The sequence below is a fragment of the Vibrio sp. 10N genome, from assembly GCF_036245475.1.
Classification (GTDB): domain Bacteria; phylum Pseudomonadota; class Gammaproteobacteria; order Enterobacterales; family Vibrionaceae; genus Vibrio.
The window spans coordinates 2,033,399-2,055,932 of record NZ_BTPM01000001.1; the positions used below are offsets into that span (position 1 = coordinate 2,033,399).

General features: G+C 45.2%; 15 protein-coding genes. 3 read left to right on the top strand and 12 right to left on the bottom strand.

Annotated elements, in window-relative coordinates; genetic code table 11:
* Positions 1-69 precede the first annotated feature (69 nt).
* Complete coding sequence (locus AAA946_RS09495) at positions 70-3,144, bottom strand: GH116 family glycosyl hydrolase (RefSeq protein ID WP_338164642.1); 3,075 nt, start codon at positions 3,142-3,144, stop codon at positions 70-72.
* A 61-nt stretch (positions 3,145-3,205) separates the two neighbouring features.
* Between AAA946_RS09495 and AAA946_RS09500 the strand changes: the two genes are divergently transcribed.
* Positions 3,206-4,150 (top strand): aldose 1-epimerase, encoded by a 945-nt coding sequence (locus tag AAA946_RS09500; RefSeq protein WP_338164643.1) that lies wholly within the window; start codon positions 3,206-3,208, stop codon positions 4,148-4,150.
* A gap of 45 nt (positions 4,151-4,195) precedes the next feature.
* On the opposite strand, the gene AAA946_RS09505 is transcribed toward AAA946_RS09500, so the two are convergent.
* The 8 genes from AAA946_RS09505 to AAA946_RS09540 form a co-directional block, all read right to left on the bottom strand.
* A complete protein-coding gene (locus tag AAA946_RS09505) occupies positions 4,196-6,607 on the bottom strand; it encodes a GH36-type glycosyl hydrolase domain-containing protein (protein WP_338164644.1) in 2,412 nt (803 codons plus the stop codon).
* A gap of 72 nt (positions 6,608-6,679) precedes the next feature.
* Entirely contained in the window at positions 6,680-7,774 is a 1,095-nt protein-coding gene (locus tag AAA946_RS09510; protein WP_042499611.1) for an ABC transporter ATP-binding protein, read from the bottom strand.
* Positions 7,767-9,122 (bottom strand): GH1 family beta-glucosidase, encoded by a 1,356-nt coding sequence (locus tag AAA946_RS09515; RefSeq protein ID WP_338164645.1) that lies wholly within the window; start codon positions 9,120-9,122, stop codon positions 7,767-7,769. The genes AAA946_RS09510 and AAA946_RS09515 overlap by 8 nt, the downstream gene beginning before the upstream one ends.
* A gap of 3 nt (positions 9,123-9,125) precedes the next feature.
* Positions 9,126-9,986, bottom strand: coding sequence for a carbohydrate ABC transporter permease (locus tag AAA946_RS09520; protein ID WP_418642273.1), 861 nt, complete (start codon positions 9,984-9,986; stop codon positions 9,126-9,128).
* A gap of 34 nt (positions 9,987-10,020) precedes the next feature.
* Positions 10,021-11,010 carry a carbohydrate ABC transporter permease gene (locus AAA946_RS09525; protein ID WP_338164646.1) on the bottom strand — a complete coding sequence of 330 codons (990 nt, stop codon included), beginning with the start codon at positions 11,008-11,010 and terminating at the stop codon, positions 10,021-10,023.
* Between the two features lie 64 nt (positions 11,011-11,074).
* Positions 11,075-12,316 carry an ABC transporter substrate-binding protein gene (locus AAA946_RS09530; RefSeq protein ID WP_338164647.1) on the bottom strand — a complete coding sequence of 414 codons (1,242 nt, stop codon included), beginning with the start codon at positions 12,314-12,316 and terminating at the stop codon, positions 11,075-11,077.
* An 18-nt stretch (positions 12,317-12,334) separates the two neighbouring features.
* Complete coding sequence (locus AAA946_RS09535) at positions 12,335-13,342, bottom strand: LacI family DNA-binding transcriptional regulator (protein WP_338164648.1); 1,008 nt, start codon at positions 13,340-13,342, stop codon at positions 12,335-12,337.
* Between the two features lie 262 nt (positions 13,343-13,604).
* Positions 13,605-13,877: a hypothetical protein gene (locus AAA946_RS09540; protein ID WP_338164649.1), complete on the bottom strand. Its 273-nt coding sequence runs from the start codon at positions 13,875-13,877 to the stop codon at positions 13,605-13,607.
* A gap of 380 nt (positions 13,878-14,257) precedes the next feature.
* Here AAA946_RS09540 and AAA946_RS09545 point away from each other — a divergent pair, with 380 nt between their 5' ends.
* Positions 14,258-16,549: a glycoside hydrolase family 9 protein gene (locus AAA946_RS09545; RefSeq protein WP_338164650.1), complete on the top strand. Its 2,292-nt coding sequence runs from the start codon at positions 14,258-14,260 to the stop codon at positions 16,547-16,549.
* A gap of 76 nt (positions 16,550-16,625) precedes the next feature.
* Positions 16,626-17,414: a family 16 glycosylhydrolase gene (locus tag AAA946_RS09550; RefSeq protein ID WP_338164651.1), complete on the top strand. Its 789-nt coding sequence runs from the start codon at positions 16,626-16,628 to the stop codon at positions 17,412-17,414.
* A 317-nt stretch (positions 17,415-17,731) separates the two neighbouring features.
* Here AAA946_RS09550 and AAA946_RS09555 read toward each other — a convergent pair whose 3' ends face one another.
* From AAA946_RS09555 to AAA946_RS09565, 3 genes are read right to left on the bottom strand one after another with little or no spacing between them, the layout of a single operon-like run.
* Positions 17,732-20,074 carry a putative bifunctional diguanylate cyclase/phosphodiesterase gene (locus AAA946_RS09555; protein WP_445206101.1) on the bottom strand — a complete coding sequence of 781 codons (2,343 nt, stop codon included), beginning with the start codon at positions 20,072-20,074 and terminating at the stop codon, positions 17,732-17,734.
* On the bottom strand, positions 20,062-20,997 hold the full coding sequence (locus tag AAA946_RS09560; RefSeq protein WP_338164653.1) for a transporter substrate-binding domain-containing protein: 936 nt from the start codon (positions 20,995-20,997) through the stop codon (positions 20,062-20,064). The genes AAA946_RS09555 and AAA946_RS09560 overlap by 13 nt, the downstream gene beginning before the upstream one ends.
* Before the next feature lie 59 nt (positions 20,998-21,056).
* On the bottom strand, positions 21,057-22,460 hold the full coding sequence (locus AAA946_RS09565; protein WP_338164654.1) for an aminotransferase class V-fold PLP-dependent enzyme: 1,404 nt from the start codon (positions 22,458-22,460) through the stop codon (positions 21,057-21,059).
* Between the last annotated feature and the right edge of the window lie 74 nt (positions 22,461-22,534).

Here is a 22,534-nt window from a genome sequence, read left to right on the forward strand (position 1 = left end):
CGTGATAGAAAAATAGTATAAATGCAAAAAGGGTTAGGATGTGCTCCCAACCCTTTTCTCTCTCAACAATTAGTATAAATAAGAGAAAATCATACCCGGTCTGAAGTAGCGCCCAGCGGTGTATTTGAGCCCTGTATTGAGCAACCAAGTATGTAGCTTGACCGCCTGTTCGTCAGGCATAGCTTCTGTAAACACGCTACGAAACTCAGCAAAGTCCGACGTCAAATCTGGATTTACTCTACCATCGGCCAAAATACAGTGCGTCGCCATTAGACTTTGCAGCCATTGCTCAGCCGTGGATTCCGCTAGGCCAAATTGCTCGACTAAATCAGACTGAGAAACCGCCACTGAGCAGTTAAACCCTTCTGGCGCGGCGAATGGGATCTTCGCGTAGTGGTAGAGCGCTGTATAGACAGAATCTATCAAAGCCTCAGCTTGCTGCTGCTTACCTGCAAGTTTTAACGCCGTTGCAGTACTGAACTGCACACCAATCCAAACGTCTTGTGCCTGAAACGCATCATGGGGTGCGCCATCGCAAAGGGTCATGTTAGCCACGCCCAACTTCGGGCTATTCTCTTTAAAGTTTGTACGGTAGATGTAATCTAGGGTACGAGCGACTTTGTCATCTTCAAACAGCCCTTTATCACCAATCAGTTTCAAGTAACTGTCAGCAAGCAAGGCATCTCCAAAGCTGTTATCTGAGTCAAGTAAGATGTCCTTATACGCCGCGGTAAACACATCTGGGGCGAGCTCTAGCAAACGATGCTTTTTGGAGACTCGCTGCTCGAACATGCTCAGTTCAGACTCGAGATCAACATTATCCAAATAAGCGTTGATCACCTTTTTATCTTCAGTTTTATCGCCAGTTAGTGATAGGCCTAATGACTGTAGAGAGTCATTAGTTTGACCCGTTAAATGCTTGGCTTGGACTGGCGTTGCGAAGAAGTGGTAATAGCCATTTCTTTCATCCCACAATGCGCGCTCCAACGTGTCTAACGCAGCAGACGAGCGTTGTTGATACCAATCTGCTAAGTCCTTTTCATCCATCAATTTAGCCAGTTTACTGGCGGCTTTGAGTCCGGCAGACCACAAGCTAGCACAGTAAATGGAGATGCCATGAGAGGCCAAGTTATCGAAGGTATCATCGGTACCACGCGTCAGCGGCAGTGTATCACCCTCTTCAATGAGCGCCGTCAAATACTCAACGCTTTCCACAATGGCAGGCCAGCAGGCTTGAACGACCGACAAATCGTTAGAATGCACATAGTGACGGTAAACCATTAGAATGTATTTGGGTGCAAGATCTTTCCACTCTTTCACGTTATGCCAATCATAGGCGTCTGGCTGGATGTCATAAGGACTACCCAAGTCGTGGATTACCGCACCCTTGATCGCTCGTACACCTTCATATTTAGCATCACATAGTTCTGCATTTGGCTTTTCGGCATACTCCCAATAGCGACGCTTGGTTGGATCGGATGCCATAATCGCGTCTGCAAACTCTCGCATAACGACACCGTCGAGCTCTGGCAATAGATAAAGCAAAGAGAATGAGCCATAGAAATACACATCAAGCGAGTTAAAGAAAGGATAGTCCACGCACTCTTTCACCAAGAACTTATCCTGCCAATCCCACACTGTCGACTCTGCTAGAAACGACAGTGTATTCATTGCCATGGTGGTAAAGCGGGCAGCGCTCTCACTACTTTCAAAGTTCGCTTGAGCTTCTTGATAAAATGCCTGTTGCTGCGAGACAATTCGATGTTCGATATTGCTCAGTTTTGGCAGCGTATCTTTAAGTATCGACTGCGCAGGTTGTGATTCTTGGTAGAATTGAGCGTACGATTTTCTCGACTCCCATCCATCAAGGGAGATTTTGCTGTGATCCATGACCTGAACGAAACGAAGATCGACCGTTTGACCTGGCTCAAGCTCCACTTGAACACAAACCAAGCCCTGTAAGCACTCACGGCCACTGTATATGCCTTTGTCGAACAACTGATTGGTTCGGCCAGTTTTTAGACTGGTTTCCAATACTTTTTGCGATTGTGTGGTATATAGCGACGGTTTTACGGAGATGGTGACTTTTCCGCTTTCAAGCAAATCCGAGTCCGATAGAACACCAAAGCAAACTTCTCCCTCAATATCAGACGCATAAGGTGACTGACTTGTCAGTGCCACGCCTTTAAATACCGAATTATCCGTTGTAATGGTGACAGGACGGTGCGACTGATCGATAGGGTTTTGCGTCAGAGTACAAAATGAATCTTGCACACCATCGCGGCCTTTGCGATAAGTAGAACCAATAAGGTTGGTGAGTGGCTGAACTATCGTCACCACTTTAGTTTCAGTACCCTTATTTTCAGCTGAGAATAGGTTCCAGTGAAGCGGCAACGAGCACAGGGTTTTGTCGCCCTTAACAATAGGTGATACCACGTTTCGAGTCAGTTTGATATCTTCAAACGATGAATACTGATACTGCGCAATGGGATACATGGCTTGGTACTGAATATCTTCACGAGCCACACTTTCGATCGCCGACTGGCTAACTGCATTTAACGAGCGAAGCTGAGCTGTTTTGTTGACCAAATGTCCATCAAAGAAATCAACCGCAACTCGCACTTGCGTTGAAACACTGTTCGCTTCAAGCTCTAACTCACGCTGTGTTTTATCAGAAAATTCGACGTGCCATTTTAAAAAACGATCTTTATTGTCACTATAAAACGTAGCGTCGAGCAGTGAGCGTTTAATTTCAACCTCTAGATTTTCGATTGAAATATCGGTTGCCAATTTACCATTCAACACAACTGGATAATATTTAAGATACTGAATCAAACCGTCAACATCGGATATTTCCAAATTATCAACCGTCGGAATATCCATAACGGAAACGTGGAAGTCGTTAAAGTTTAAGTCCTCAGATTCAACATCGATAAAAATCCCCGGAACAAAGCTAAAGTTTGGTGTAGAACCAAGCGGAGTCAGCGTGAATGCGCTTCCAATCCCACCTACAGCCATCCCGGTGTTGTCTGGGGTTGTTGAGATAGGCACGTACCATGGTTGAATAAATTCAACCGCATTTCCCTTAGCACACAGTTCGTTCACTGTGCCCTTGTAAGTCGTATTTTCTATATTAAGAATCATAACAATCCCTTATTGAATATCTTTTTTATTGTGATAGCATCAATTAAAAATGGAGTCGAACATGTTTAAAATAACCCAAGATAACTTCGGCCACTTTGGTTCGTTGCAAATTAAAAATTCAAAGCGCGGAATATTATTGGAAATCATCCAAGACTTTGGCGCAATAATAAATAAACTCATTATCAACAATAGTCCTTTCTCATTTATTCAGGGCTATCAGAGTGCGGAAGAATTAACCAAAACTCATCCGTTCTTTTCTCGTAGCGCCAAGCTGTTTCCATTCCCAAACCGCCTAGAAAACGGCCAATACCAATTCCAACAACAAACATTTGCCCTACCCGCTAACTTTCCATGGTCTCAAGATGCTGTTCACGGGTTACTTTACAATCAACCATTCTCAATCCTTCATACCGACGCCAATGTTGACTATGCCGAAGTAACTCTTCGCTACAACACCGAGCACCTTTGCGCTGGTTTTCCACACAGCTTCCTATTAGATGTCATCTATCGTATCGATAGTGATGGTGTTCTAACTTGCACCACCGAAATCACGAATACCGGCGTTAACTCTCTGCCCTATGGTGATGCATGGCACCCATACTTTTCGCTAGGCTGCGAGCGTGACCAAGTAAAACTAACCATGCCGTCAAGCCAAGAACTCGTTTCAGAATCTGGCCTTCCTACTGGTTCATTCAAACCATTTGACCAGTTTACCAAAGGCGCTTGGTTGGGCGACGCGGAGCTGAATCACTGTTTTCAGTTCGAGTTGTCACGCCCTATCGCCTTGTCTCTTGAGCGAGCAGATCAACGAGCCTCTATTCGTTACCAACAAGACGCAAGCTACCCATTCATCCAGCTCTATACACCCAACTCCGAGTCCACGTTGGCTATTGAGCCAATGACTTGCCCGGCGAATGCATTTAACAATCATATCGGTCTTAAAGAGCTATGCCCCAACCAGCTGGAGCGTTTTACTTGGCAATGTCAGGTTAGCTATCAAGCCTAAACCACCACACCGTCAGAAGGGGCGCTAAGCGCCCCCTTTTTTTATCTACCCGAGTGTCACTTCGATTTGGTGTTCACCTCCTGCAAGCACCGGGAGCTTGTTACCGTCAATCAGTTCGCCATTAACCAGCACTTTCGTAACCCCTTTCGAAACGTGTTCTGGGTTGGTCACTTCAATGCAGTAAGTGGCTCCGCGGAACTGACGTTTCACTTTAAATCCAGGCCAGGCTTTTGGTATACATGGGTCGATGATCAGGCCGTCGACATCTGGTCGAACACCTAAAATCCACTGCGTACCCGCCACATAAGTCCAAGACGACGTACCCGACAACCAAGCATTTCTTCCTAAGCCAAATTGCTCATGCTCATCCCCTAAAATGTTCTGCGGATAGCAGTAGGGTTCAGATTCAAACACATCAATATGATCGTTTTTCGATGCTGGGTTGATTTGACGATAGTATTCATAAGCTCTATCACCATTGCCCATTTTCGCTTCAGCGATCATGACCCATGGGTTAGAGTGCAAGAATATACCGCCATTCTCTTTCGCGCCCGGAGGATACGTGGATACACCGCCCAATTTTGGATCAAACCCGTTGTAGCCCGGTGTCGACAACTTAATACCATTACGTGTATTGAGCTTTTGATACACAGACTCTAACGCTTGAGTCGCACGCTCTTCCGTCGCAAAACCTGAAATGACTGGCCAGCTTTGGCCATTAGTGTATATCTGGCCTTGCTGATTCACATGTGAGCCGATCGGCTCGCCTTTCTCATCAAAGTAGCGAATGTACCAATGCCCATCCCAACCAAAGTCATTGACGATACGCTGCATCTCTTGATAGTACTCTTCAAAACGCAACTCTAACGCACTGTCTGTACGCAGTTTGCAGAGATCGAGCATATCCAGTAGCGCCTTACCATACATGTTGGCGATCATCATAGACTCAGCCCCAGTCGGCAGGTTGACCGTATCATTCCAGTCAGCAAAACCTAACAGCGGCAAACCGTGCTGGCCACGATTGCTGTAAGTAAACTCAATCGCTCGGCACAAGTGATCCCAAATACTCGCCGACTCAATAGGGTTGCCGTGTTTATCCTTTTGATAATAAGGCAGCACCTTATCTAGGAACGCGGCATTACCGGTCTCTTTTACGTACTGAGTGACAGCAAAGATAATCCAGAGGTGATCATCACCGTAATAATCTGGACGGTCTTCTTCCTCCCGTGAGTCACCAGCATTGGCTTCCATGGTTGACGGGAAGAACTGGTGCATAGCCGAACCATCGGTGTTTTGTACTGTTAGCAGTCGCTCAATCAACTCGCGAGCTTCTTCTGGCATATGAGAAATAACACCCAAGGTATCTTGAGAAGAATCCCTAAAGCCAATACCACGCGCGCCATAACCCAACTGATACAGCGACAAGTAACGCGACCAGTTTTTAGTGGTGTGACACTGGCGTGGGTTGTGTACATTCAGCATTGAGTTCATAGCCGGATCAGGCGTGTCGACGTGCAGTGTTGCTAAATACTGCTTCCAATGAGAAGCCAGCGCGTTAAACGCTTCATCGACCGTTTGGTGATCACGATATTTGGCAAGAAGCTCAGTTGCTTGCTCTAAACTTTCCATCTGGGTTAGCTGCACCACGGTGCGCTCTTGCTGCTCTGGCTCTAGCCAGCCTAATCTTAGGTTCAGTGCACCAATGTTATCGCCACGCAGACATTCAGAATTGTTCAGCTCTCGGTGATTTAACGCTTGCGGCGCTGCCCAACTTCCATAGCCCATATTGCCAAGAAATTGCTGACGATCACCATCAAATGAAGTCGCAATTCTGTCTGCGGTCATTAGGTTTACGGCAAAATCTCGCTTCATAAAGGCGTATTGTTCAAGCACAGTATGACCGCTCTGTTGCTTGTGCGCTTTCAGCGTCATGGTTTGTGGAACCCAGTCTGCGTTAAGGAGCTGCTTTAACGCATCAAAGTGAGTGAACTCATACACCGGAATCACATCTACATGCAGTGGTTTGTCTGAGATGTTAGTAACTTTAATGTCCTGCAGCAGCACGGGGTCGTTGTGCGGTACAAAGAACGTCGCTTCGCAACGCACTCCATACCCTTCCGATACGATGGTGGTGTACGACAAGCCAGTATGGTTCTCATAGCGCTCCAGAGGCTTGAGTGTCGGCGTGTAGAAAGGCGAGAAAATCTCTACATTACCATCAGTGTCTTGTACCTTAATATAGGTCGTAGACCCTTTAAAATCGGAGTTTGGCAGCTGGGCGATGTATTTGGTGACCCTGTTGAGTGCTGGGTCCCCCTTACACAGCAGCACTCCACCATTACTATCCACCAAGCCACCAAAATTGAGCGTGCCCACATAATTACACCATTTAATCGGTGTGCACGGTGTCGTGGCGACATATTCCTTCGCCGCGTCATCAAAATATCCAAATTTCATCGTCGTGTTCCCTAACCCCTTTGCTCTCAAAGGGGCTTATTCAAAGTTAAATTAAAGTCGTTCGTCTGCGGACTAGTCGATGGCGAGTGAGTTTTCGCTTAAGGCATCGAACAAGTGGATTGCATCTAGATCCAGATAAAGAGTGAGCTCATCAACATCGACCTCTGCTGCTTGCGTTTCAACAACAAAAGGCTGACCGGCAATTTCTGTTTTCAACAGAATGCTCGCGCCGAGTAGTTCCTTGTCTTTGATTGAAACAGGAATTGGAATAACACGGTCATGGTCGACTTGTTCAGGGCGAAGATAAAGATCGGTTGGGCGAACACCAAAATGCAGCGCGACATTTTTGGAAGCGTGCGCTTTAAAGCGTTCTGGCAATGGGATATGCACGTCACCAAGTTCGACAACAAACTCGCCGTCAACGTCGACAAGCTGTGCATCCAGCATGTTCATTGATGGGTTACCAATAAACTGAGCGACAAATTTGTTGGCTGGACGCTTAAACACATCTGTCGGAGTACCTACCTGCGCTACATAGCCATCTTTCAGAATGACAATACGGTCAGCGAGCGTCATGGCCTCGATCTGGTCGTGGGTGACGTAAATCGTTGTGGTCTGCAATTTACGATGTAGCTCTTTGATTTCTTCTCGCATTGTGCCGCGTAGTTTGGCATCCAAGTTCGATAATGGCTCATCAAACAAGAATACTTTCGGTGTACGCACCATCGCACGCCCCATCGCTACACGTTGACGCTGGCCGCCAGACAGCTCTTTCGGCTTACGATCGAGCAGTGGCGTTAGCTCTAGCATGGTCGCGGCTTTACGAACTTCAACGTCGATATCACGCTTAGCCATACCTTTTAGTTTGAGAGCAAAGGCGATGTTTTCATACACTGTCATGTGTGGGTAGAGTGCATAGCTCTGGAAAACCATCGCCAAGTCTCGGTCTTTTGCGTCCACTTTGTTCATGCGCTTGTCGCCGACAAAGATATCACCTGATGTGATGTCTTCTAGGCCAGCCAACATCCTTAATGTGGTCGATTTTCCGCAACCCGATGGGCCTAGGAACACCACGAACTCACCGTCCTGGACGGTAAAGTCGAACTCTTTTACAACATCTACGTCGCCGAATGATTTTTTGATATTACGAAATTCTACTTTAGCCATTTTTGTTCTCCTCAGAGCGCGCCAGAAGCATATTGCGATAGGCAATCGCGCTCTGTTTCAGTGTTCTTTTTTGTGTTTGATAGTCGACATGCACAATGCCGAATCGCTGGACGTAACCGAACGCCCATTCAAAGTTGTCCATTAAGCTCCAAGCGAAGTAACCGTGGACGTTAACGCCGCTTTCTATCGCTTTATCTAGAGCAAGCAAGTGCTGTTGCAGGTAGCGCTGACGCTGCTCGTCATCCACCTTTCCTTCAATACACTGATCATTGCCTGCTGCGCCATTTTCAGTAATGTAGATCGGTGGCAGATTGGGATAGCGGGACTTGATTCGAACCAATAGATCAGTCAGCCCCTGTGGATAGATTTCCCAACCGATATGGGTGTGCTCCGAGTTTGTTTGAGGGATGGCTTCGATATCGCCATTTTCATCAAATCGCACCACGCCACGTGAGTAGTAGTTGATACCGATGTAATCGACCGGTGCAGAAATAATCTCTAGATCCCCTTCTAGCACCATAGGTTTGTGGGCGTATTCACGCTCTAGTACTAATTCGGGATAACTTCCCTTAAGCACGGGATCCATAAACCAGTGATAATTCGCGGCGTCTTTGTACATAGCCGCACCTTCGTCCTTCTCGCTTTCTGGATAGAACGGTGTGGCGTTGTAAACAATGCCATGCAATGAATCAGGCGCGTTTTCACGCAATACTGGCATTGCTAGACCATGCGCCAGTAATAGGTGATGCGACGCTAAAAGCCCTTCGGACTCCCCGACTACGCCAGGTGCATGCATCCCCCAGCGATAACCAAGGAAAGCGGATACAAATGGCTCGTTAAGTGTGATGTAGACATCGATCTTATTGCCAAAGTAGCGACTCACTACCTCAGCATAGTGAGCAAACTTATACGCCGTTTCACGATTAAGCCATCCACCTCGGTCTTCCAAATATTGAGGCAAATCCCAGTGGTAAAGCGTGACATAGACTTTCATACCCAGAGCATGACATTTATCGATAATGCGCTCATAAAACGCCAAGCCTTGAGCGTTGACCGCGTCTTCTTCAGGCAGGATGCGCGGCCATGCAATTGACAACCTGTACGCGTCGACACCAAGAGAATGAATCATCTCGATATCTTGTTCCCACAGGTGGTAATGGTCACAAGCAATATCGCCATTATCACCGTTGTCTACCTTGCCCGGCTGTCGGCAGAACGTGTCCCAAATCGAATCGCAGCGCCCGCCTTCTTTCGTCGCGCCCTCAATTTGATAAGAGGAGGTAGCAACACCAAAGACAAACTGTGGGTCACGCATTTTTGAGCCAAGTGGCAGTTGAAACTGTTCCATCATTTACCCCTTAACCGCGCCAGATGTTAGACCGCTAATCATCTGTTTAGAGGCAAACAGATAGGTCACAACCAGGGGAAGAATTGAGATAGTGGTACCAAGCATGACCGCGCCCCATGGCGTATTTGGTATGCCCTGTACACTTCTTAGTGCTTGAGTAATCACGTAGTTTTCAGGAGAGTTCAGAACTACCAAAGGCTGCATGAACATGTTCCAGAAGAAGACAAATTGAACAATCGCGAGTGTAGCTAGTGCGGGTTTCATCAGCGGTAGTACCACACTCCAGTAAGTACGCAGTTCACCAGCACCATCAAGTTTTGCCGCTTCAAGAAGCTCACGTGGAATCGAAGCCACCACGTGCTGACGCATCAGGAATATACCAAACGGCGTCGTAGTAAACGGAAGCCAAACCGCGACATGGTTATCGAGTAATCCTAGAAACTTCACGATCATAAAGTAAGGAATCAAGCTCAGCACTGGTGGAATCATCATCGAGCCAACCAGCATGCCAAATAGGATGTTCTTACCCTTAAATTTGTGAACCGCAAAAGCGTAACCACCCATACTGCAGAACAGCAATGAAATGGTGGTGCCCACAAAGGCCACGTAGACTGAGTTAAACATCGCCTGCCAGAAAGGCATGATTTCTTGCAGCTTCGCGTAGTTAATTGCCAAGCTATCTCCGATGGCAAAACTGATACCAGTGCCAAAGATTTCGCTGCGGTCACGTGTCGATAGCAGTGCTGACCAAATAAACGGGAACACGGTGATAATTGCAGAGACGATGAGTATCGCAGCAAGCAGCACCATCAACGCTTTCACCAGCAGCTCTACAGTGCGATCGCTCGGTTTTAGTTTTGCCATTACGGCATTCGAGTTATGCGTTAGAGTCGTCATATTAGTGCTCCCCTAAACCTTTCTTACCAAAGAATAAAAATTGAATTGTTGTACAACCAGCGATGAGCGCGAACAGTAACCATGAAATTGCAGATGCTGTGCCCATTTCTAGCCATTCCCAACCCACTTTGTACAAGTACATAGAGATGGTTAGACCCGCCTGACCAGTACCGCCGCCACCGCGAGTCAGTACGAAAGGTTCTTCGAACAACTGCAGGTTACCGATGATGGTCATGGTGACTGCAAAAAAGACAAAAGGACGAATCATGGGTAGTGAAACATGCCAGAAGCGGCGCAGTGCGTTAGCCCCATCCATTCGTGCAGCTTCTAAGATATCTTTAGGGATCGTCATTAAACCTGTGGTGTAAAGAACGATGTTGAAACCGGTGTATTTCCAGAAAACCATGATGGCAATCGATGGTTTTATTAACGTTGCATCGTCAAGCCAGCGAATCGGCTGATAGTCGTTGACCCACGCAAATGCCCAACCAAGAACCGTGGTATCAGCTAAGTAAATCAACGTTTGGTTGATGATGCCTGAGCTTGGCGAATACATATTGAAGAAGATAAGTGACGCGGCGACCGTTGATGTGATGAAAGGCAAAAAGTACGCAGACGTCAGCCAATGGCGAAGTCTGTCGCCAAGGGAAACCAAAATATAAGCCACTGGAATTGCGACTAAGTGCTGCGCCACACCAGAAGTAATTGCTAGCCAAAATGTGTTCTTAAGGGAGCGCCACAACCACGGGTCGGTAAGCGCAATATGGTAGTTTTCTAGTCCCACGAAGTTCATCGCGCCAAGACCTTCTACTGGGTTCCATTCGTGAAAAGAAAGAAACACTGAAAATAGAAGTGGGAAAATACCAAATACAGAAAAAATAATTAGGAACGGCAACAAAAACCCATAGGGGGCGAATGCCTTGGCATTAATACGAGCAATAATACTCTGCCTTGATGTTGCTTCCATGACGTTGCTCGCTGAATGACTCATAGTAACGACCTCTTAAAGAAGGAAGCGCGCTAGCACGCTTCCTTAAATCAAACTCAAAAACGGATTAAAGGTTACGCGTTCTGCGTTTAATTAGGCGCTCAGCCTCAGCCAATGCAGTTTTGATGTCTTTATCTTCATCCAATACTTCCATCAATGCATTTTCTAGAACGATTGAGCGAGCAACGTGGTCACCTTTCGCCGGTGCCACCGGTTTGATGTTGTTCGCTACTTCAGCAAATAGCTGACGCGCTTTTTGACCACCAAGGAACTCAACTTCTTGGTCAAACAGTTTGTCGTCGTAAGTCGTTACGTTAGCTGGGAACGCAGCAATTGTTTCAAAGTGCTTAAGTTGTGCGTCACGATCTGCTGTCATGAATTCGATCAGCTTCCACGCTTCATCTTGGTGCTGTGACTGAGTAGGGATTGAAAGGAAAGAGCCGCCCCAACTGCCGTAGATGCCATCAGGTAGGTTTGATACTGCCCACTTACCTTTTGTTTCTGGTGCAATCCAGTTGTTCAAGTGACCAAGCAGCCATGCGCCCGATTGTTGAGTCGCAAACGTGCCATTTCTAAAGCCTTCATACCACTCGTTTGACCATGCCAAAATGCGGCCATCTAGACCTTTTTCACGAATTTTCTTCGCGACTTCAAAAGCGTGTACAAAGCGCTCAGATGTAACGACTGGCTGACCGTCTTTATCGAAATAAAGACCTTCGCCTTCAGGTACTGTGGTGTAGATGATTGCTTGTGCAACATCCGCAGCAGAGGCGATCAGTTGAACGTTTTGTTGCTTCAGTTTTTCACCTGCAGCAATGTAAGAGTCCCAATCTTTGATGGCATCTTTCACGTCGATACCCGCTTTTTCAAATAAATCTGTACGGTAGTACATAACACCAGGGCCTAGATCCACTGGGATGCCGTACATGTTGCCATCAGCGCCCTTGCCTTGCGCCCATGCGTAAGGTGCGAAACGCTCAGCGTATTTATCTGCACCGTATTTTTCAGAAAGGTTGACCAAACCACCAGACGCTACAAATGGACCAATTTTCTCCACATCAACAACAATGACGTCACCCGCACCTGAGCCAGTCGCTAGGTTAGTCGTCAGTTTAGTGTGATGGTCACCATGGTTATTCATCAAATAATCAACCTTGATGTCATTTTCCTTTTCAAACTCAGGTAGCAGCACTTTTAAGCTGCTGTCAAAATCTGGAAAACCATCAAAGCGAATCGCTTCTTCTGCATTAACAGCGGTAATTGTTCCAAGCGAAATCGCACTATAAAGTACTAAACTCTTTAATTTCATGTTATATCCTTAATAGAATTATAGGGTAGTAAGTAGATCCTTAACTGAATTTCTAACCACTAGTGAAGGGAGTAATTTAAAATTAACGTCACACTTATTATTTCCCAATTTTTGAATAACAAGCTGTACAGCTTCTAAACTCATTTGTTCAATTGGGAAATTCATTGTCGTTAATTTTGGCGTTAAATAGCGAGCGAACAAAATGTCATCAAACCCAATGAGTGACGCTTGTTCTGGCACTGAATATCCATGCTCTGCCAGCACCTCATACGCACCTAAAGCCATATGATCATTAGTAGCAAATACTGCGGTAAAGTGGCATTTCCTCCTTATTATTTTTTCCATTGCACTGGCACCACTTTCTTCGGTAAATGACGCTTCGGCAACAAGCACTTCATCATATTCAATACCTGCGTCAAACAGTGCATTTCTATAACCTTGCAAACGTCCTCTAGCATCGGATTTATCTAAAGGGCCGGTAATACAAACAATATCCGTGTGTCCCATTTTAAGGAGATATTGTGTTGCTATTTTTCCACCAAGTTCATTGTCGATGGTGATACAACTAGATTTCATTTCCGGGATGAATCGATTAATGATCACAAGCGGAATGCCCGACTCTTCAATTTGAATTAAGTAGTCATCGGGAACATTTTGCGCATGAACAATCAACGCATCGACTCGGCGGCTAATTAAGAATTCGATCGACTCTTTTTGACTCGCTTCCGTATTCGAACCCGCACTGACGACGACGTGATAACCAAAGCGCCTAAGGTGCTCTTCCATGTTGTGAAGTATCCCAGAGTAAAACGGACCACCCAGTTCCGGCACCATGATGCCGACACTTCCGGTGCGACTAAACGCAAGCGCTTGGGCGATTGAGTTGGGTTTATAAGCCAGCTCTTTAATGGCTTTTTCAACCTTTAGCTTTTTGTCGTGACTCACTCGGCTGGTACCATTAATGACTCGTGATACTGTCGCCTGAGATACACCTGCTAACTCTGAAACATCTTTGATAGTCGCCAAAATAACCTCGATACGCCCCTGCATGAAACCGTTTTCAAGCAGAGTATTTCTTATATGAGGTCGGTGAAGCGTGATATAACTCACATGGAATTGAAGGGAAATTTCTGAAATTGCTGAATATTGAGTGCAATGGCAAGTTTTTCATTCGCCATGAAACTCTTTCATGAAATCAGATTTGGAAATAGAGGCCTAAGTGATACAGATGCCCATGCAGACGCCTAAGAAGCGAGTGCACGGACTGCAATGATAAGAATAGTAGTGGCTATAGCCCTAGTTTTTGTCGCGCCACTTGGTATTCATTTTCAATGGTATCAATAACATACTGCCTTGGCGCTCTGTCAGAGACGTATCGTGCGCGTACTTCTATGTTTTCGAGTTGTGCGCTCCTCCAGTTGTCTAGCGCCTGCTCTATATCGCTTTTTGACATACTACTTTTGATCGATTGTATGGTCATATAATCCAGCGCATCCTGGCTACTTGCTGTAAATGAAACCGCTGATGCAATAATGGCCAACGCAATTAACTTTGCTCTCATAACAATATTCCTTAACCTTATAAAAGACGAATAAGACACGTTGAAACACGAAACCGGTTTCAAGAAAATATGCCCTTCCATCGACATTAACCAATAAGTAAATGTCAATACAATAGTAGTACAGAACTGTAAAATATCCATTTTCGTGATGCTAGTCACGTTAATTTCTGACAGCTCTTTGTCCCGATTATCCTTGCGAGCTCGCAATACACTTTCATGGCTACATAAATATTTTCATGAAAACTATTCACCAGCACGATGGCCGTTGTATATTTGTTCACAGTTATAATGCTAAGCATTTATTTAAATTCAATTTTCCACCAATGTCCCTTGCCTTAGGCACTACCCAATATATGGTTAAACAAAATAAAGGAGGACATATGACAAAACTAAACAAGGTAAGTGCTGTTATTCTTTGTGCCGCTTTTCATTCTTCAGGCGCGCTGAGTGATGAGATGATCCGTAATGGTAATTTTAGTAGTGCTCTCGACGGTTGGTGGACCGCGGGTGCAAGCGCAGAGCAAAAAGATGGCTTCGCTTGCATGGATATAAAGAGCACCGGCAGTGACGCTTGGAGCGTGATCTTAGGTCATGCCGGAGTGGGTTTGGAACAAGGCGAGAAGTACTCCATTCGCTTTGATGCTTACGCTAGCGTCGATACCCAAATGAAAACTCTGATACAACATGAAGGTCCTCCTTACACTCATTACTTCCTCACAGAAACCGTACTTTCTACCCAGCCTGAATCGTTTCAATATGAGTTTACACATCAGCTAGACAGTGATGCTGGAGGCGAATTCCAATTCCAGATGGGCGCACAGAAAACAGGTTCGGTGTGTGTTACCAATGTATCAATCGAAGGAAAACCCTATTTTGAAGTGTCTAAGTCCTCGCCCATCCGCGCTAATCAAGTCGGCTTTTATCCTCAAGCAGATAAGCTTATCTTTATCACTTCTGAGTCCAAACAGCCTTTACGCTGGACGCTTAAAAATGATCAAGGCATCAACATCGATCTCGGTCGAACATCAGTATTTGGCCTAAACCCAGCCTCTGGTGAGCACCTTCATCAAATCGACTTATCAAACCTAACCACTGAACAAACCGGACTGACGATCTCGGTCGATGGCGAAGACAGCTATCCGTTTAGCATTCAAAAGAACCTTTACCAATCGCTTAAGCACGATGCTTTCTCCTATTTCTATCAAAACCGAAGTGGAATTGAGATCCAAAAAGAATATGTTCAAAGAGCCGATTTAGCGAGGCCAGCCGGGCATACTAACGACCGAGTAACCTGCTTTGATAAAGAGGATGCATGGGGAAATCAGTGGCCAGGTTGTGAACTTTCTATCGACGTGACCGGTGGTTGGTATGATGCGGGCGATCACGGTAAATATACGGTTAATGGCGGCATCACGACATGGACACTACTCAACCTGTATGAACGCGGGTTATGGCTTGATAATGCCAAGCTTCCGTTTAACGGCGAAGAAGTAAAGATCCCCGAAGCTACGCAAGATGTTAATCCAGTACTGTCGGAAGCGCGCTGGAATGTGGAGTTCATGCTGGCAATGCAAGTACCCGAAGGACAAAATGTTAGCGTTCCTATTGGCGATCAATCTGCTAGTAAAGCACTTGAACTGACTGCCATTGATGCTTCTCATCTCGCGTTTCATAAAGTCGCCGACGAAGTGTGGACTGGTATGCCATTACCACCGCACAAAGACGACAAAAAACGTTATGTTGGCCAACCAAGTACCGCCGCGACACTGAACCTAGCCGCCATTGGCGCTCAATGCGGGCGACTTTGGAAGCCAATAGACCCCGCGTTTTCAGAACGTTGCTTAACGGCTGCTGAGCGTGCATGGAGTGCGGCGTTAACACACCCAAATATTTTCGCGTACGATAATTTCACAGGCTCTGGCCCCTATGATGATCTGACCTTAAGTGATGAGTTTTACTGGGCCGCTAGTGAGTTGTTCATCACTACGGGTAATTCACAGTATCGCGAGTTTTTAAAAAGCTCACCTCATTATCTCGAAACACCAAAAGGTAACATTGCTACCGATGGTGACATCTTTTGGCAGTACACCGCGCCACTTGGCACAATAAGCCTCGCTGTGGTTCCCAACCAACTGGGCAAAGAGGCGATCTCTCTGGCAAGAGCCAACATTATCCAGACAGCGTCTAACTATGCGTCGCAAGTTGCTAAGGAAGGCTACAATATTCCTTACTCTGTAGAACAATACCCTTGGGGCTCCAACTCCAATTTAGTCAACCGAAGTCTGTTCTTGGTGTATGCCAATGATTTCAGTGGAGAGCTGCAGTATCTCAAAGCCGCGGCCAATGCGATGGATTACATTCTAGGCGCTAATCCTATGAATATTTCTTATGTCACAGGCTACGGTACTCATGCGGCGCAAAACCCTCATCACCGTTTTTGGGCAAAGGCCGCGGATGAGAATTCTCCGGCTCCCGCTCCTGGGGCTCTAATCGGCGGACCTAACTCAATCAGTTTCTCTGATCCTATTGCTGCGACAATGAAAGGGCAATGCATTGGACAAACCTGCTATCGAGATAACATTGGGGCATGGTCACTCAATGAAATCACCATTAACTGGAATGCGCCACTCGTTTGGGTTGCTTCAGCCCTGGATGAAGGAAAGCTCAATTAATGCTACTCCTCTGTAATTTTTAATTGCATGGCCAGCAGCAGTCGCTGGCCATTTGCCTACTCCTACGAGGCTCACAATGAACACGTTGCTTAAACTCTTATTACTTATCCCAGCGCTCGTCACAACAGCCTGTACCACAGATAGCAAAAGCCCATTTTCTAATATCGAAAGCACCACTCCCAGCGTTAATTCTACTGACAAACCTCTGTATGGTGCAGAGGTGTTTAGCCATGACAAAGTGCTATTTGGCAAGTTCGTTATTCGTATGAAGATGGTCTCTAAACCAGGGGTAATCTCATCGTTTTTTACCTATGACAATGAAAGCTGGGTGGGTGGCTTACCCTGGCGCGAAATTGATATTGAATCTGTCGGAAAACAAAGTGACTTACTGCAAACCAACTTAATTACTGGCGAGGCTAACAACCGCATCCACTCTGAGCAGCTCCACACCATCACCGATATTGACCAGTTCCACGAATACACCTTGATATGGACACCTGAGGAAATTCGCTGGCAAGTTGATGGCGTCACTATTCATCAGGAGCTCGCGACCCAATCTTTGCAAGTACAACAGATGAGAGATACTCCGCAAAGCTATCGCATGAATCTATGGGTCGCGGACTCCATTGATTGGGCTGGACGCTTTAATTCTGGCGACCTACCCTTAGAGCAAACTATCGATTGGATCGAATACCATAGCTACGAAAATGGCGAATTTCGTTTAATGTGGCGTGATGACTTTAACTACTTCGACAGCAACCGCTGGGGCAAGGCGAATTGGAGCTTTGCGGAAAACCTCGCGACCTTTAGGCCAGAGAACGCGGTGATTGTAGACGATACGCTGGTCTTACGTTTGACTCGCTAACTTTTCCCTTCGCCTCAAAGCGACTCGGCTTTGAGGCTATCTTCTACTATTAGTACGTCAAATCTCTTGTGCTTACTATACAAATTGGTTGGTTCAAAATCGTTTCACTTCTTCGCTCAATCTGATTTGCTGCTGTCTAAGCGAGTGTAATATACTCACTACTTCTTATTAGCATTCATGCATGTAATATGAAAGTTGCAGATCCAAACGAAGTTTAGGCCAACGATAGCAAGCAGGAATGGAAAGGTCGTTGATATTGGGAACAGTGCTCTCAGGTTGTCCCGAGAGCACGTGCCAAAAACCGCGATGAAACTCGCCTACGTTACAGCGTTAAGAGCTGGCTGGTCATCTGCGGTTGAGTGAAGGTTTGCTTTTAATAACTGTTCAAACTCATCCGCTGGAACCGGCCTACTATAGAAAAAACCTTGTCCAAATTCGCAATGGATGGAATTTAAAAAGTCCGTATGCCATTGCTCCTCTATTCCCTCTGCAACAACGGTGAGATTCAACGCCTTTGCCATGGCAACTATTGCGGTAACCAGTTCTCTGTCTGCTTTGTTCTTGCGAATATTCATCAAGAAACTGCGATCAATCTTGAGCTTGTCGAATGGGAATTTTTGCAAGTAACTCAAAGCAGAGTAGCCCGTACCAAAGTCATCTATCGTCAACTGAATACCCATCGAGCGCAGTTTTTCCAACAAGCTAATGACGTCTTCGTTATGATTGAAAAGCAGGTTCTCAGTGATCTCGATATCTAACAACTCAGGTTTCAAACCTGATTTCATCAAACTATAACGAATTTGCGTAAACAGCTTTTCACAATAACGAAATTGTACGCTGGAAAAATTCACAGAGACATGCAGAGGTGCAATGGATTGCCACTCAGCCGCTTGCTGACAAGCAGATTGGATGGCGAACTCACCCAATTGGTGAATTAGACCATTACCTTCGGCTAAAGGAATAAATTCATCAGGCGGAATCATTCCATACTCGCCGTCATTCCAACGCATCAGTGCCTCAGCGCCAATAATCTTTTTGGTTTCAAGGTTGATGATAGGTTGATAATACAGCTCTAGCTCTTGATTCGCGATCGCATAGCGTAGACGACCATCTAGGCTTAGATTTCGCTGAACATTACTGCTCATTTCTGCATCATAGAAGCTGTAGGCATTTCGCCCATCTTGCTTGACGCTGTACATCGCCATATCTGCATTGGCGAGTAACTGTTCGTTATTATCGCCATCTTCCGGATAGCGAGACATGCCAATACTGATAGAGACAAAGAACTTTTGATTATTCCAACTAAACGGCTCATCGAACAGCTTCAAAATCTTTTCTGCGTATTTCTTCGATACTTCCTGATCATCGAGTTCGGGAATGATGTATAGGAATTCGTCGCCGCCAAGTCGAGAAAGCAGCTCCTTGTTGCCCACGGCATTCTCTAAACGCTCGGTGCTTTGTTTTAAGACTTCGTCGCCCGCTAAGTGCCCTAAGGTATCGTTGATTTGCTTAAAGTTATCTAAGTCGATAAACATTACCAACAACTTTGAGTTGTTATAGTTTGCTTTGTCTATTTCAATCTCAAGCCTTTGGTTGCCGTAACTTCGATTTGGTAAACCTGTCAGAGCATCATGTGAGGCTTGATAAGAAAGTTGCAGTTCAGACTCTTTCCTTCTCTCAATCTCTTTGACCAGTTGACGATTCTTGAGCGACAGTACCCCTTGTTGTTTTCGTGAAGCCTCAACCTTTGTTTTTAAAACCAAATTGGCATTATTTATTACGAATATATAAATAAGCCCTGCAAATACGGGAATAGCGAGGAACGACAGTCCAAGCGTAAACCACGTAGAAGTTAAAATACTTTTATTTTCAACGGGTTCGAACCAGCTATTTAGAATAAACGGCGTATTCTCAATCGGTAGACTAAAACTGATTGCGCTGTCTAACTGCTGTTGTGTAAACAGTGCGTCACTATTTAATGGAGAATTCCACAGAAATGAATGACCATATTTAGAAAGCAACTCGATTCGGCTTTTACTTTGCTCCGATTCTTGCGCGGTTAGTTGTTCAAAAATGACATCTTTATTGAGTGTTGCAACCAAGTAACCTGTCGGCACCCCTGAGTACAACACCATTTTCACTAACTGAATTTCATGCTTGTCAGCATATGTGACTGTTCTCAGAAACGCGGGGCGACTCGCGTGCCTATTCAACTCTTGGATATCAATGTTGGTTGCTGACGTTGGTGACGTGTCGGCGATGACTGAACCGTTCAAACTGATTAAGGTAAATCGTTCGTATATTTTCTTCTGGCTTATGGTTTTGTTTTTAAGCGTATAGTCCAGTTTTCTATCGAGGACTAAGATACTGGAAGCTAAACCGTACTCCATGGACATTCCAGAAGCCAAGTTAGCAAAAAATGCATGCATGACCGGCGCTTTAGCTAGAGTATTAATATCTTCATTTGTAACGTAGAAAAAATACTCTAGTGCACTCGCATAGTTTTCAACTTTGAGCTCAAGCTCTCGCTGTAGTGACTCGTTCAAACGAGTCTGCCCCAGATTTGTTACCGCCAAAATTGAAACAAGGTAACCAGCTAATAACAACGCAGCAACGATAATATAGGTGTTTTTATTAAAATTCTTGATCATAACTGTGATTGACTATTGTCCTTAAAGTAATCACCATAAAAATAGAAAACCGATGGGTAGTACTTTTCAACAAGTTGTTCGTAAGTGCCATCTTTTCTAATTTTTAATAAATATTGATTAAATGCCTGCCTCAGTTTTGGGGATTCTTTTCTAAAAACGGCCCCCATTCGCTGGTCTTCAGACACCGGACCGATAACTTTGATTTGCCCAGGCCATTTCTCTAAAGCAATTAATGTGTCCGGAACATCGAGCAAAGTGCTTTCGGCATCACTATTGAGCACTGCGGGCACCATTTCATTTAGCTTTCGCTGCTCAACAGGCAAAATGATGTTCGCTCCTGTTTCATAAAGATTGTATAGATTAGGATCCAAACAAGAGTGCTCCATAGCGAGTACATCTTTACCACGCATGAGCGTTTTTACCTGAGCAATATCTTGTGAAATTTCGCCTGATGGGTGGATAGGCTTCATCGCAGAATCTGACTTTGCAATTAACCATACACCCGAAGGGAAGTAATCATCAGAAAAGTCTGCAATTTGAGTTCGCCACTCCAAAATAGTGACGCCATTGGCTATGACGTCACCTTCTATTGGTGTTTTTTCACCGAAAACGAGTTGGTTATTGGTAAATTGAGTATTTTGACCGGTCAGTTTTCCAAAGACGTTGTTCCAGTCAGCAGGAACATACTGATATTCCAAGTCTAATGACTTGGCAAACCCTTGCATGATTTCAACATCGAGTCCGCTTAGGTACTGAAGATCATTTTGATCAATGTAAGAGACGAAGTTGGCATAACTGACACCCAAGTGGCGTAAAACGCCTCTCTTTTTCACTTCGTCTAAATCCATTGAAAAGCTCAAAGAGGAAGCAAGGCTGAGTGAAAACACCACCGCCATACCAAGTGTTTTTCGATGTAATTTGCTTATTTTCATCGGCAGCCTCCTTGCTAACCCTTAAAGTATACGTCCAAACTCAACTAGGCGCATAATTCTTAGACCATGTACTCATACAAATCACGAATAGCAGAGACAAGACCTCTCACATCCTCTTCATTATGGAAGAGATGGGTAGAGATCCGCAGTGCATTGGCGTCTGTGGTATCGTCTTTGTACAATTTAAAATCCGTGGTGCGGATAATATAGCCGTAATCTTCTCTTAAACGATCTCTAAACTCCGTAAGCAGCTCTTTGTCTTCAAGCTCAAACGGATTAAAGGTCGTCAATCCACTCGTTAAGCCTTTTTCGTTAGGGGAAAACATGTAAGCGTTAGGTAGCGCTTCTTGCAGTAGCTCTTTACATAAAGACCCCAGTTCTAAAACGCGTTTTTCAATACGATCACGGCCAATGTCATCCCACATTTTGCAACTGTCGACTAATGCTTGCTTAGCAGGATAATTGTCATTACCAATATATTGGAGCTGAAGTTGGCTACCAAAAAAGTCAAGATGACCCAGTGACGAGTTGATGGCCCAGTAAGGCTTTTCGCCATTTGACCATTCCTTCAAACGGTTCATATTATCTCTGACGTAAAGTATACCTGTAGCACCAGGTCCACATTGCCATTTATGGCCCGACCCTGCATAAAAGTCACAATCCATGTCATGGAAGTCGAGATCAAGCATACCAATGGTATGAGCACCATCGACAAGAGTTGGAATTTGATGTTTTGTCGCTAATTCACAAATTTGCTTGGCAGGTAATCTGGTGCCCGTTTTATATGTAATGTGTGAAAAAGTAATCAGCTTAACGTTTGAATGTTCTTTAATTGCTTTACGGAACGCTTTAACGTAGTCACGCTCTTTGACTTTCTCGCTGCCAGTGAAGACGGGTAATTGTATCTCAACAATTTCGACACCAAACCTTTCTCGAACAACGTTCAACGGAGATACGGCAGCGACGTGCTCGTGATGCGTGGTAAGAATAACGTCACCCGGCTGAAGGTTTAATCCGTTAATAATAGAACACAGTCCATCGGTGGTATTGCGACTTAGAATGATCTCATGAGGCTCAGCACCAAAGCTTGCTGCAATGTCATTGACCATATCAGAGACATATGGCCAACTACCGAACTTGTTATCCATATCCCACGGGTATTTGGCAACCGTTTTATTGTTTTTATGGAAGTTTTTCAAAACCTGCTTAGGCATTGAACCTGTTGTGCCAATGTTCATGTAAGTTGTCGACTCATCGAGAATAAATTGAGAGCGAACGTCATCCCAAAACTCTTCATCATTCGAGTAGCTGCCCAATTGCCAGTGGCTATCTAGTTCATCCGCCGCTGACGCTGAACTGAACATTGTGCTGCCAATACCCGCGATGGCTACACTTGCACCACCTTTGATGAAATTACGACGATTGACTGAGACGCCTTCCTTGTTTTGGTCTTCTTTATTCATTTTGTATTTCCTTAAGTTTGGATAATGTCAATAAGTTCAGGATGTTGCAAGATATTGCCTAAGGTAACCAATTC